Consider the following 12,769-nt stretch of genomic DNA (forward strand, 5'->3'; position numbering starts at 1 on the left):
TCTACAAAAACAAGATCACCATCGACTTCATAGCGTAATAACGCCGGTCTGCATAAAAGCATTACATTGCTTTTTTGGTTTTTGCTTTTCGTTGCCAACCGCCTCCAAGCGCTTGATAGACGCCGACCATGGCTTGCATTTGCTGTTTCTTCGTTTCAATCAAGTCGACTTCTGCTTCCAGGGCATCGCGCCGCGTCATCAACACTTCCATGTAGTCTGCACGCGCCGATTGATAAAGGACGTTCGACATTTCGATTGCATCTTCTAGAGTTTTTACCTGTTTAGAGACGCGGTCATAACGCTTTTCATAGTTATCAATCTTTGCCAACTGATTAGACACTTCAGTGAACGCTTTGAGCAAGGTACGTTCGAAGTTAATAACGGCCTGGATTTGCCTTGCATTTGCTGAACGATAGTCCGCTTTTATCGCCGCAACGTTCAACAAAGGCGCCACGAGGTTGCCCGCCAAATTATATATAAGCGATGCAGGAGTTGCTACAAGATGCTTGGCATTGAACGACTCATAACCAACGCCAGCTTCTAGACTTAATCTTGGAAGAAAACGCGCCTTGGCGACTTGTACATCAAGCTTTGCCGCCTCGAGTTCTAGTATGGCCTGTCGTACATCAGGTCGGTTTTCAAGCAACTGTGAGGGAATTCCTGTTGCAATGGCAACAGGCTTTTTGTCCATAAAGGTATTCGCTGTTCGTGCAATCGGTTGAGGATAGCGACCCACCAGAAAGTTGATACGGTTTTCAATTTGGACTCGCTCTTGTTCTAATGCGAACTTACGTCCCTGGTTCTTAAGAACTTCGGCCTCAAATTTTTGAACGGCCAGCATCGTGGCCCGAGCTGCCTGCTGCTTCAGCTTAACCACCTCAAGCGCGTTCTCCTGAATCTTGATATTTCTCGACACGACTTCAAGTTGGTTATCAAGTGCAACAAGGTCATAATAGGAATTCGCTATCTCGGCGATGAGTTCAGTGACCAGGAAGTTTTTCGCTTCGATGCTTGCAAGATAACGGTAGTCCGCTGCTTGTGCAGCGTTTCGCAGTTTACCCCAGACATCGAGCTCCCACGATGCCGCCAGACCAAAGTTGAAGTCTGCTAGGTTCTCAGACACTCCGTGCGTTTCGTCGCTAACTCCTTGGCTTGTATGTTTGCCAACTTTTTCAATGCCGCTTCCGGCAACAGCGTTCACTTTCGGAAGGTATTCACCTCGTCTCGAGCTAAGCTCGCTTTTCGCAATGATGATTTCCTGAATACGGATGTTAAGTTCCTGGTTATTTTTTAAAGCGGCGTAAATGAGTGCTTTAAGATCGCGGTTGAAAAAAATCGCATCCCAGTGTTTCTGTGCGGCCACACCTGCCTGTGCGTTCGTCTTCGCAGCGCCTTGAGAGTGGCCGTAACGACTTGGCACGGTGCGGTTCGCTTCGCGTGCCTCACCTTGAAGCAAAAAACCGGAGCAGTTCACAGTGAATAACAAATGACAGGCCAACAGCAGGCCTAGCTTTAAACGGTAACTATTCATAATCAGTACCCTCTGTCAGTGCTGTGTCGTGCTCGTCTTGGATGAGCGTTTTGCCTTCCGCAAAACGGCCAACAGCAAGAGGCATTAAACCAGCGATGAATGCAAAAGAAGTTATTAGAATGGGCATGAGTCGCGCCTTCGCTCCTTCAATAGCAGATTCCAATGAGAATGCGCCCCGGCGATGTTTCCTTAAGGCAACGGGGAGGATGAAACTTTCATCCTGTGCGGCAAGAACAAGAATGTTAACGTCGAAGAACATCGTGTATCGCGTTTACCCAATACTATACAGTACTATAATAGTCTCATAATAGCACGCCGGAGGCTGCCTCAGCCTCCAGCAGGTGTCAACCTATACCTAGGCCGAGAAATTGACAAAAAAATCAATCACTATCGCGCTTTGAAGCCCGTCGATTGGGAAGCAACCGATCCGGTCGACCAATGCTGTCTTCGTCAGGGGCAAACACATGAGTGGATCCAAACACGGAGCCTTTTTGCTGCACTGATTGCTCCGCCCTCTTCACAAGCAGAAGTGATTGTTACCAGTATTATTGGCAGTTAGGCTGTCCTTGTCCTCCAGGCTCGGGAATAGGCGCACTTCCTGAACACCAATGCCAAATCCCAGTCGTTGAACCTCTAGCACCCATAGCTCCTCGAAAGCCGCAACCAACTTAGTAACAAACGAAGACATTCTTGTCAGTCGGATTCAACAATAGACAGCAATCGTCGAAGCTCTGATGCAACATGGGACTCGTTGAAACTCATCGGGTTGCTAGACCGCGCAGCAGTTGTCTCCCAGATAAGCAAAGGGACTTCTCGATCGTAGTCCCAAGCTGTGCCATGAGTGCTTGCATCGCTCTTGCTAGGAATGACATAAGCGCCTGGGATAAAATACAAATCGACTCGTGAGGAATCGATGGTCCCAAGCCATATGCTACGGGAAGGCTCCATTTCGGGGATAGGACGCTTTGTGAGTTCGTTGAGGTTATAAGCTGAATCGATTTGAGGCACTTCGTTCAAAAAAGAAACGGACTCGTTCAGCACGGCATTCCAGTCATACTTGGCCTGAAGCTTGCGATCCAGATAGATATACGGATGCTCCACTAATTCCACCCAATCTGCATTTCCGAATTTCTTGTCAAGATGTGCATCTAGTGACGCACCGAGCGCTTTCTGATCAACAAACGCTCTTTTTTGCTTCGAAAAGGGAATCGAACCGTGATCGGAGGTAATCATTAACGAGACTGTTGTCCGCGACTTCAACCAGTCGACCAATTCACCAAGCATGCGGTCGACTCTGATTAAGTTATCGAAATATTCCCAAGACTCGACACCATAAGCATGACCAATAACGTCTGTACCCGAGATCGATATCTGCAAAAGATCCACCGAATCGTCTGTGCCCAAAGAAAATTCCTGCACTGTTTTTCTTGCCAAATCAATCACATATTCAGAGGCAAATGGTGTTAGCTCTAGTCCTTCGCCAAGATCTGAAGCGTTGTTGGGATCGTGCGGAAAAGTTACCCCCATGTGGGCGCGACTGTCCTCGCAGTCGCGTCTATCTGGACCATTAATCCTTTCAAGAAGTTTCGGACTTTGGGCATTCCAAACTTTCATATACGCACTCACCGGATGACTAAGGTTCCAATTCACCAGCCAATCGGGGATGTGCTTTGCGTAATAACTTGAAGTCGTAAACCTCGGAGGATGTGCGCCTTTCTCAAACCACGCTACGAAATCTGCTTTTTTGCCAGCCATAAGCACAGCGGCGCGATTTTTCCATGCAAGCGAGACTACCTTCAGATCCGGGTTTTGTTGTTTTAACATCTCTCCGACAGTCTTGACGCGCAGTCGTTCTGGGCTTGCATGCTGATCTGGAGCTCCTAAAACAGGATAGTATTCGCCATCGATGATCTCGATACTTGATCTCTTCTCGTCGTCAAATATCTTATTGCCATAGATACCATGCACACGAGGGACTTTTCCCGTTAATAAAGACGCGTGACCGTTTGCCGTCATGGTGGTGGCATACAAGTAGTGTACTTTGTAACTCAAACCCTCTTTTTATGCGCGCTGTAGGATTCCTCCGTTATCGAGATACGGTAAGTAGCGCTGAAAGGCCCACCACCCAAACTGATCCAGAACCACAAACACCACCAAACGAGGTTTTTCAACAGCATGTTTTGCGGTGGCCACTTCTGTTGCCTGAGAACTGCCGCAGGCGTTTATCGGAAAAAAAGAAGTAAGAAGTAAAATCAAGATTAGTTCAAAATTTCTTTTTAAATGGACTTCATTGTTTCCTATCATTTAACACCTGTCGATTCTTGTTGCGAGAGCATCTGGATTCTATGTTTGATGAATTCAGGGACTTAGTCCTGAACGTTTAGCCCACTGCATTTTGTCGAGGTTGCTAGAGGGTCTTGTAATGTCAAGGGCTTTTGGCAGGATCAAATTGAGACTAACTCGGTTCCCAATTACGTCGAGTATAACCGTGCTCTAGGGAGCACAACGGAACTGAGAAAAATTGAACTTTTCTTTTGCATGCACGAGTTAAAGGGTCCAAGCCTCGAGCATGTCTCTTGAAAGTAGTATGTATGCAGTACCCATATGCTCTTTTTATTTGTCTTGTTGTTGTAGCGTCCTGTGCGGCTCCAACACAAACCCTATTAAGTGATGAAGAACTCGGTGAAGTCGCCCAAAAGGCTTCCTATGCTCTAGGCATCGAATCAAGCGAGATAACGCAATTTCAGCAGCGTTTCGAAGGAATAGCAAACCAATCAGCAGATGATGTTGCTGTTTTAAAAAGCGAGCTATCTTTCCAACATTCGACAAGCCTCGATCAGCCGCCTTTTAGCTGTCTTCCGATACTAGTAACAACGATAGGCGAAGCAACGCTATGCCTAAATCCAGACTTACAAGAAGTCTCGGTGCCTAACAGCTGCCCGTTTGCCCCAAAACCCTATCAGTATGGTTTTAGTGGTACGATTAACTGGGCACTGACTGGACTAGGCCGTGTGATCCAAACCGATGTTGCCTATTGGATTGAGCAGTCTCCGGCAACACACTGCATGACCACTTGGGCGAGCGTGGGCCAATATAAACAATGTCTTTGGACACTTTGTACCAATCAGCAAGACCTCGACGAGGCCTATCAACAGTTTGTACAGGGTGCTAACACAAGACTTGGGAAGCTAAGCAACTCACTTACCAGCACGCTATATCAAATTGAAGATGCGCTTATGAATGCCGACATGCCGCCGCAAACCGCGCACTATGCGGCATTTTTAATCTTTTTCGTAGTCGCGCTTGCTGCGGCGTAGCGTCGAAGAGATTGTGGGCTGACCCACACGCATCGCCAGAGTGAGTTTGGCTGATGGGCGAACAAAGATTAGTGTACTCTAGGAGTATGACGCCGGATTCTGTAGAAAAAGCGCAAGGTTTGCTCAAAGGCATTGTCCACCGCACGCCGGTAATGACTTGCAGCCACATGGATAAACGTTCGGGTTCAAAGGTGTTTTTTAAGTGCGAGAACCTCCAGCGTATTGGTGCGTTCAAGATTCGAGGTGCTTATCACGCGATCGCAACACATTGCAGCCGTAATCCTCCGGTGGGTGTTGTGGCGCATTCAAGTGGTAACCACGCGCAAGGCGTCGCGTTGGCAGCCGCATTGTGCTCAGTCCCAGCGGTGATTGTTATGCCAAAGGATGCAAGTGCTGCGAAGGTTACAGCAACACGTGGATATGGCGCAGAGGTCGTTTTTTGTGATCCCGCCGAACGTTCAGTCGTCGCAGAACACATCGCGCAGAAGCAGGGGTATTTGATGGTGCATCCCTATGATGACGAGCTTGTTATCGCGGGACAGGGAACTGCAGCCTTGGAGTTGTGGGAGCAAGCGGGAGCATTCGATGCGGTAGTGGTTCCGGTGGGGGGAGGGGGATTGATTTCCGGGACAGCGCTTGCGCTCGCGCATCGGGGAGCTTCTGTCGTTGGGATCGAACCAAGCATTGCTGCTGATGCCGGGGAGTCCTGGCGCAAAGGCAGCGTGCAACACTTGCAACAGGTCCCTACGACCATGGCTGATGGTCTACGTTCACTGGCGATTGGCGAGCAGAACCTTGCCGTGATGAAAAAACTTGTAACCGATATGCAAACGGTTGAGGAAGAAGCGATTCAAGAGGCCATGTTTTTTGTGTGGTCACGCATGAAACTTGTCATTGAGCCAAGCGCAGCAGTTGCCGTTGCTGCGGTACTGGCCGGCCGATTCCGCAATCAACGTGTTGGTGTGATTCTAAGCGGAGGAAACGTAGACTGTCCTTCTATGTCTTAGTTCAAAACGGATTGTCTATAGAAATGAAGTAGGACCCTCAAGCATACTCGCTAAAGCTGCTTGAGTTCTTCATCGAGTCGGGCATCAAGTTTCTCGTCCGTTGAGGCCTGACGTGGCTCTGGGTTGCTGCTGCTTAGGGAGCCATCCGCTACACCATTCATGCTGGAAAAGCGAAGCCGCCAGATGATGAAGAATAGGAGCAAACTCGCTAGGCCGAGGCCAAAAGCTGGCAAAAGCCAGTCCCAACGGTTGGGAGGCAAGCCGCTCAAGTTTTTTTCCGGTATTCTCGCTTGAAGACGTTGGGCAATATCCCGACTCGGCACGCCGGCTTTGACCCAACGTTTGATGTCCTCACGCCAGACTTTTGCGTTTGGGCTCGGACACGTGGCTAGAGTCTGCCCGGGACAAAAGGGAGAAAGCACCGCTTCATTGATTCGCGAGGCCCGTTGCTCGTCAGCTACCGAGAGGCTGATTTCGCTTGAGTCTTGTGCCCAGCCAAACTGCACGAAGCACAGCCAAAACACCCATCCGCATAATACCATTCGCTGCCAGAACATGTCGGCAGCGTAGCACACAATCACAAAGAGTTAATAGAGCTCACAAAAGAGTGCTGAATGGTCCATGCTCAGGCCGCTATCGAGCTTGGTATCAGCAGCATCGAGCTTGTCGCTGTCGAGAGTTGTGCAGGTTCCATGGGCATAATTGGAAATCACGTAATCATAAGTCACCGGATACAAAGACAGGGTTCCCAGTTGCTTCGAGGTAAACTCCGGACGTTGTGTGCTTTGATCAAATGCATTGTGATAGCGCCATTGCAGTAGGGGAGAGTTCGGATCATGGGACGCGTATTTGCCCATGCACTGGCTAAAATCACTTATACAACTTTGCCAGAGCAGCACATCCGAATGCTCACGGGATCTTTCTTCAAAGGGATCCAGATTCATATCACCAACGAGCAAGATGTTGTCCATGCCGTAGTAAAGTGACTTGGCTATATCAACAAACATCTCACGCAACACCGACGCACGCGCAGAGATTACCGGATCGGTAACATAGGACATGGGGTGCGCATTGTACAAACGCACAAACTTTCCATTAACTTGTATATTCATCGCACAGATGCTCATTTCATAGTCCGTTTCGTAGATGCAATCAGGCACAAAAGCTGTGTTGTATTTTTCAGAATTGTTGTTTGCACCAAGTCCTTGAGGCATACCCATGCGCTCGGGAATACCGGGATCATCCAACCCGAAAAGCTCCGCGCCTTCAGCGTTAGGGTGAAAGTCCTTCCAGAATATTGCCGCGGAAGCATTCACTCCGTAGTAGCTTCCTTCTGGGACAGGCTTCATTCTTGGTTCGGCCAACGCGGCACGGTTGATCTTTAGTCCCACACACTCGTAACCGTATTTGGGATCGCATACGATGGTATAGTTTGGTCCAAGTAAACGGCGACTTTGATCAAAAACCCATCCTTGATCATCGCTGTCGTCGTTCGGATTACTTCCTTCGCAATTATTGTCGCTAAGCATACAGTTAGCGGCACTTGAACAAACATTAGCGTCACGGGGGAAGTTAGGATTAAAGAACCCACACTCATAAGCAGGGAATACTTCTTGTAAGACTACAATATCCGGATCAAGTTCCCTAATCCGTTCGGCTATGGGCCGCTCCCAATCCAAAAAGCAAAGCTTATTATTTGCAGAACAAGTGAAAAGAGCGTGATTTCCAACGTTGGCTTGCAGAACTGTAAAGCTACCAGAGTTCTTAGCTTCAAACGCTTCGTCGTCCTGCTCGACCCCAGCCATTGCCGAGCAGGAACTCAAAAGCCCCGAGACTAATAGAGTTAAGCAATGATTTCGATATGCGCAAAGGTAGGACAACACCTTCTTAAGCCTCCTTTCGTTGGTGGCTTAAACTTATTGCAAAAAACATTCCAAAAACAGTTTCTTGCGCGACAACAAGGCCTAGCTTCTCATCTAGATGCCATACAGACAGCGCTAAGGCCGGCGCGCTTCAAGCAGCGTGATAATTCTCTAGCATGATTAGCAGGCTCAACTTCACGATACACTTTGATGATCCGCCCTTTTTCATCGGCAACGAAAGTCATACGTTTGAAAAAACCTAAAGTACTTGGGACACCAAAAGCCTTAGCAAGTTCTTTATCCGTATCTGCAACGAGATCAAAAGGTAGCTGATATTTTTCCGCAAAAGCCTGATGCGAAGCAGCGTCATCAGCGGAAACACCAAGGAGGTAAACTCCCATGGCACTGAGCGTCTTCCAGCTGTCTCGAAAACCCTTAGCTTCGACTGTGCAGCCGGGCGTATCGTCCTTAGGATAAAAGTAAACTACGGTTGGCACACCGATTTTTGCAAGTTCGATGGATTTTCCATTTTGGTTGTGAACCGTGATGGCTGGCAGCATGACAAGCTGTGGTTGCTTCTCCGATAGATGCTTTGAAAATTCTGAGGCAGCTTCTAAAGAACTATCTTTCCCGCAAGAAGAAAAGATCAGACACAACAACGCCAACCATAATGAGAGATCAATTTTTGCCATCATTTTTTCTTTGAGAGGAACACAGTAACGCGTTAATGGTACTGTCCATCATAGTATTACAACAAACAGTACCCAAAGCTCTTCAAATAGGAAAAGTCTCCGGCTACATGAACTACGAAAAGACTTTTTCGCCACATTGATCCAAAAGCTCAGCGAATCAGCTCTCAAAACCACCCAAGCTCTCTTAACCATAGGACAATATCATTATACCATATTTTGCCCGATTCCCCATAGCGGATCAAACAGGCTAATGCTCTAATCCACTCGAAATCGACCCGACGTGACTGCTTTTTTTCTAAAAACATTTCTACATACTCGACGCCTGTCTTTACTGCTTGCCCTTGGTGTTGGTCTAGCATTGCGCATCGTTATGGTTTTTGTAGAACCCATTACCCCGACTTGGGATGGAATTTACTACGACCGCATCGCAGACGATATCGCGGAAGGCGATGGCTACACGACTGACGTGTTCACTAAGCGCGATGAAGGTCATGCAAGCGCTATGTATCCTGTTGGTTTTCCAGCGGTACTGGCGGCACTGCGTTCCATGGGCGTAAATCACCAAGGAGAACTTTTTTTTCAGGCTTTATGCTCGGCCTTTCTCATTCCCTTGGTTTGGTTTTTCGGCCGGCGACTAGGTGGCATTAAGACAGCAAATCTCGCTGCATGGCTTATCGCTTTGTGGCCAGGCGGCATTCTTGCTTCTGCTTCCTACATGACCGAGCCTTTGTTCGCTTTTGTTTTTTGCCTTGCGCTACTGCCCTTGTGGTATGCGAGACGAAAACTATCACTCTACACTGTTGCTCTATCCATGGTGCTGTTTGGGCTGGCCGCCTATGTTCGACCTACAGCACTTATCGCCGGGGTATTACTCAGCATGGCTTTGGCGATGTTCGTGATGCGCAAAGGAGTCAAGAAACACTGGAAGCATAGTGCTTCACTACTCGCCGTCGCTTGGTGTTGCTTGCTTTTGCCACTTGCGCCATGGGCTTGGCGTAATTCACAAACGATGGGTGCGCCCGTTCTTGTTTCAACCAACGGTGGACAAAACCTACTGCTAGGTACGTACGATTTCGGTGGTTTTCAAACAATGCCAAACACAATGAAATGCTCCCCAAAGCTTTCGGAAGTAGAAAAAACGCGCTGTTATAACCGACGCGCCATGCAGCGTATTCGAAAACACCCCATGGCATGGCTTGGACGTGGTCTCTATAAAACCGTTCAAACTTTTAGTTATGAAACTTGGCCTGCCTATCAATGGCTGCAAGCCTCGGGCAACTATAAAGCGCCAGCTACAACTCTTGTGGTCTGGGTGCTTGCCATCACCCGTTTCTTTTTTTGGATTATTAGTACAGCTGCTGCTAGTGGCTTGGCCTTTTTGCTGATCGCACCCAATAGGCGCTATACCAAACTGCTCGTAGTAGTACCTTTATTGGCTGTTGCAGCTGTTCATTTTGTATATATCAGTGGCGGGCGCTATCACTACCCACTCGTTCCTTATTTTTCGGCATTAGCCGCCTATGCCATGCAACGTTTCAGCAATCTTGCAAAAACAGCTTGACGAACAGCTTTGTCACCTTCGTAAATTAGTACGGACAGCTCAGTTCACAACAACAAGTTCCACTGGCTTTTTTGCCCTGAGCTCAAAAATATCCGCGCGGCGATCACGTAAAGGTCTTACGCTACCCATTTCTCTTGTTTCTTCAAGCGAAACAAGGTCAAGATCACTAATCACCACTGTTTCGCTATTGAAATCACCTACTGCTGCAAGCCCATCGGGCGGGAAAGGAAAATCACTCGGCGTGCAAATGGCTGCTTGGCCGTAGTTTATGAGGAAATTTTCTACTTGAGGCAAATTGCCAACGTTGCCTGCAAGAACAGTGTAGATCACGTTTTCAACCGAACGCGCCTGTGCGGAGTAGCGTATCCGAAGATAGGCTTTTCGTTCGTCGGTGCTAAACGGAACAAAAAGTATTTCGGTACCTGCTAAGGTCAAAAGCCGCGCAAGTTCAGGAAACTCAATGTCATAACAAACTAAAATCGCAATACGTGCATAGCTCGTTTCAAAAACCTTAAGTCCATCGCCTCGCGTAATCCCATACTCATTTCGCTCATTTGGAGTGATGTGCAACTTTTCTTGCGTATGGATTTGACCGCCTGGTGTAAAGAGATGAGCTACATTGCGAATGCCATCGTTGCTGCGAATCGGATGAGACCCACCGATAATAAACAAACCGGAACGCTTAGCCATGCGTGAAAGCATTTCTTTATAGCGATCGGCAAGATCAGCAAGCTCTGCTATGGCGGCTGCAGGAGTAAGGGAGGGCTCCATTAGGCTAAAAAGCTGAACGGTAAACAGTTCAGGAAGCAATAGAAAATGGCTGTGATACTGCTCCGCGGTCGCCACGAAAAAATCAACTTGATGTTCAAAATCTTCCCAGCTTCGCACACGTCGCATTTCGTATTGCGAGGTGCATACACGCACTTTGCGCACAGGTCGCTTCATGGGCGAGCCAGCGATTCGCCGTTGCGCTGAGCGGTATCGCGGATTGCTAAGCTCCAGAAAAGTTGCGTAATTTAAACTCTGCGCATCACGCAAATATCCCATATGCACGCCGCGCACTTTATATCCAGCCTTGATATGCGAGTTCAGAGCCCTGTCGCGAAGCTCGCCGGCTAACACCTTGTCGATGTACTCTTCGGCGCTTAACTTCCCGGCATGCTCTTGATAACCAGGGATCCTGCCTCCGGCAACCATACGCTTGAGATTAAACCTACGAAGAATCGTTTTTCTTCCCTCGTAAAGTTTGCGAGATACGCCAAGGCCTTGAAAGTCTGGATGCACCGCAATGTCTGCACCATAAAGTGTATCGCCAGCCGGATCATGCGTGCTAAAGGTTCCACCACCGGTTATTTCAGTGTACGAGTACCATGGTGAATCGTCTTCCAGCTGAACAATAAGCGCCATGGCATACCCCACGACGTTGCCCTTTATCGTTGCTACAAGTTGCCCTTCCGGAAAAATCTTAATCTGCGTCTTAAGTTGTCTCTTATCGCACCAGCCTCGCGGGCCCAGACTCGCATAGGCTGCCTTTTGACATGCGTAAATTGCAGCGGCGTCCTCGATACGCGCACGGCGCACGCGCACTTTGACCTCAGTTTTGGCGTCTTTTTGCTTCGTAATGGCCTTGTTTTTTTTCAAATGAAAAACCTCTCTTCAAAAGATATGAGCCCAAGGCTAGATACCTGCGCAGCAAGCCAAGATAGCTCATTTAAAAGTTCTAAACTACGATTTTGAAAAGCGATCAGGAATAAGCAGAACTTTGCCTATGTTTTTCCTCTCTTCGAGGTATCGATGCGCATCAGCAGCCTCAGAGAATGCAAAGCATTTGTCGATATTTGGAGCAATCTTTCCTTGTGTAAAGAGCTTGAATAGATGATCCATCTCGCCCACAAGCAAGTCGCGGTGTGACCACAAATGACCCATGTTTACACCTGCTACGCTTCGGTTGTGGTCCATGAGGGTCATGGGCGAAAATCGTGGAATGCGCATAAGTTCACCCAAGACATGAACGATGTGACGACCTCCCTGTTTTGATAAATTGGCAAAACCAAAAGCCACAAGTCTTCCTGCTGGGCGCAACAAGTCAAAACCTTTTTTCCAGTCTCTGCCTCCAAGGGCATCCATGACAACATCGACACCTTGGCCTTGAGTAAGTCGCTTAATCTCGTCTGCGTAGTCGATTTTTCGATAGTCGATGACGTGATCACAGCCCGCTTCCCTAATCATCGCGCGTTTTGCTGCGGAGGCGGTACCAAATAGCTCGACTCCCTCGATGGTCCGGCAAAGTTGTATCGCCGCCATACCCACGCCACCCCCTGCCATGTGAATCAAGACTCTTTCTTTTGGACGGAGCGCCGCAACCTGAAAGAGGATGTGATGCGCCGTCAAATAGTTCACAGGAAGCGCAGCGCCTTGCTCGAAATTCATGCCTTGTGGCATGGCAAGAACAAGAGCTTCAGGAACACATACTTTTTCTGCATGCGCTCCAAAGTGACATAGCGCAATCACGCTGTCCCCGGGCCTAAAAGCTGTAACCGACGATCCGACTTTTTCCACGATTCCGCTTGCTTCATAGCCAACAACGCAGGGCGCTTTTGGCGCATCCGGATATAAACCCTTACGCGCCATAACTTCAGCAAAGTTGAGCCCCGAAGCGCGTACCTCAATTACGACATCATGCTCGGATGGCTCCGGCTCAGGATAATCTCGAAGCTCCAAAACACTTGGGCTCCCAAAACGACGAATCGTGATTGCTTTCATGGCAACCCCCGGGGGGCATGGTGCCCTTTTGACGCT

Annotated in this window: 12 protein-coding genes; 3 read left to right on the forward strand and 9 right to left on the reverse strand. The window is 48.4% G+C overall.

Features of this window, described 5'->3' with window-relative positions; all coding sequences use genetic code 11:
• Positions 1-61 precede the first annotated feature (61 nt).
• From IPJ88_01570 to IPJ88_01585, 4 genes are all read right to left on the reverse strand, one after another.
• Positions 62-1,531: a TolC family protein gene (locus IPJ88_01570; GenBank protein QQR90462.1), complete on the reverse strand. Its 1,470-nt coding sequence runs from the start codon at positions 1,529-1,531 to the stop codon at positions 62-64.
• The gene (locus IPJ88_01575; GenBank protein ID QQR90463.1) at positions 1,524-1,790 is read right to left on the reverse strand and encodes a hypothetical protein; all 267 of its coding nucleotides are present in this window, start codon (positions 1,788-1,790) and stop codon (positions 1,524-1,526) included. The genes IPJ88_01570 and IPJ88_01575 overlap by 8 nt, the downstream gene beginning before the upstream one ends.
• Positions 1,791-2,224: 434 nt before the next feature.
• Complete coding sequence (locus IPJ88_01580; GenBank protein ID QQR90464.1) at positions 2,225-3,583, reverse strand: alkaline phosphatase family protein; 1,359 nt, start codon at positions 3,581-3,583, stop codon at positions 2,225-2,227.
• Positions 3,584-3,592: 9 nt separating this feature from the next.
• Positions 3,593-3,835 (reverse strand): hypothetical protein, encoded by a 243-nt coding sequence (locus tag IPJ88_01585; protein ID QQR90465.1) that lies wholly within the window; start codon positions 3,833-3,835, stop codon positions 3,593-3,595.
• A gap of 287 nt (positions 3,836-4,122) precedes the next feature.
• Between IPJ88_01585 and IPJ88_01590 the strand changes: the two genes are divergently transcribed.
• Positions 4,123-4,848, forward strand: coding sequence for a hypothetical protein (locus IPJ88_01590; protein ID QQR90466.1), 726 nt, complete (start codon positions 4,123-4,125; stop codon positions 4,846-4,848).
• A gap of 86 nt (positions 4,849-4,934) precedes the next feature.
• Positions 4,935-5,855: a pyridoxal-phosphate dependent enzyme gene (locus tag IPJ88_01595; GenBank protein QQR90467.1), complete on the forward strand. Its 921-nt coding sequence runs from the start codon at positions 4,935-4,937 to the stop codon at positions 5,853-5,855.
• Between the two features lie 50 nt (positions 5,856-5,905).
• Here the strand turns inward: IPJ88_01595 and IPJ88_01600 are convergent, their stop codons facing one another.
• From IPJ88_01600 to IPJ88_01610, 3 genes are all read right to left on the reverse strand, one after another.
• Positions 5,906-6,436: a cytochrome c-type biogenesis protein CcmH gene (locus tag IPJ88_01600; protein QQR90468.1), complete on the reverse strand. Its 531-nt coding sequence runs from the start codon at positions 6,434-6,436 to the stop codon at positions 5,906-5,908.
• 6 nt (positions 6,437-6,442) lie between these two features.
• Positions 6,443-7,660 carry a hypothetical protein gene (locus IPJ88_01605; protein ID QQR90469.1) on the reverse strand — a complete coding sequence of 406 codons (1,218 nt, stop codon included), beginning with the start codon at positions 7,658-7,660 and terminating at the stop codon, positions 6,443-6,445.
• Between the two features lie 167 nt (positions 7,661-7,827).
• Positions 7,828-8,277, reverse strand: coding sequence for a peroxiredoxin (locus IPJ88_01610; protein QQR91934.1), 450 nt, complete (start codon positions 8,275-8,277; stop codon positions 7,828-7,830).
• A 412-nt stretch (positions 8,278-8,689) separates the two neighbouring features.
• Here IPJ88_01610 and IPJ88_01615 point away from each other — a divergent pair, with 412 nt between their 5' ends.
• The gene (locus IPJ88_01615; GenBank protein ID QQR90470.1) at positions 8,690-9,970 is read left to right on the forward strand and encodes a glycosyltransferase family 39 protein; all 1,281 of its coding nucleotides are present in this window, start codon (positions 8,690-8,692) and stop codon (positions 9,968-9,970) included.
• Positions 9,971-10,009: 39 nt separating this feature from the next.
• Here IPJ88_01615 and IPJ88_01620 read toward each other — a convergent pair whose 3' ends face one another.
• Together IPJ88_01620 and IPJ88_01625 are read right to left on the reverse strand one after the other, a co-directional pair.
• Positions 10,010-11,593, reverse strand: coding sequence for a GNAT family N-acetyltransferase (locus IPJ88_01620; GenBank protein QQR91935.1), 1,584 nt, complete (start codon positions 11,591-11,593; stop codon positions 10,010-10,012).
• A 102-nt stretch (positions 11,594-11,695) separates the two neighbouring features.
• Entirely contained in the window at positions 11,696-12,733 is a 1,038-nt protein-coding gene (locus IPJ88_01625) for a zinc-binding dehydrogenase (protein ID QQR90471.1), read from the reverse strand.
• Positions 12,734-12,769: the final 36 nt, after the last annotated feature.

It is taken from the genome of Myxococcales bacterium (assembly GCA_016699535.1).
Lineage (GTDB): Bacteria > Myxococcota_A > Polyangia > Polyangiales.

Excerpts from the sequence above, each read along its gene's own strand:
- IPJ88_01570 (QQR90462.1), bottom strand. The coding sequence starts at position 1,531 with ATGAATAGTTACCGTTTAAAGCTAGGCCTGCTGTTGGCCTGTCATTTG.
- IPJ88_01590 (QQR90466.1), top strand. The coding sequence starts at position 4,123 with ATGCAGTACCCATATGCTCTTTTTATTTGTCTTGTTGTTGTAGCGTCC.
- IPJ88_01575 (QQR90463.1), bottom strand. The coding sequence starts at position 1,790 with ATGTTCTTCGACGTTAACATTCTTGTTCTTGCCGCACAGGATGAAAGT.
- IPJ88_01595 (QQR90467.1), top strand. The coding sequence starts at position 4,935 with ATGACGCCGGATTCTGTAGAAAAAGCGCAAGGTTTGCTCAAAGGCATT.
- IPJ88_01585 (QQR90465.1), bottom strand. The coding sequence starts at position 3,835 with ATGATAGGAAACAATGAAGTCCATTTAAAAAGAAATTTTGAACTAATC.
- IPJ88_01610 (QQR91934.1), bottom strand. The coding sequence starts at position 8,277 with ATGCTGCCAGCCATCACGGTTCACAACCAAAATGGAAAATCCATCGAA.
- IPJ88_01625 (QQR90471.1), bottom strand. The coding sequence starts at position 12,733 with ATGAAAGCAATCACGATTCGTCGTTTTGGGAGCCCAAGTGTTTTGGAG.
- IPJ88_01605 (QQR90469.1), bottom strand. The coding sequence starts at position 7,660 with ATGGCTGGGGTCGAGCAGGACGACGAAGCGTTTGAAGCTAAGAACTCT.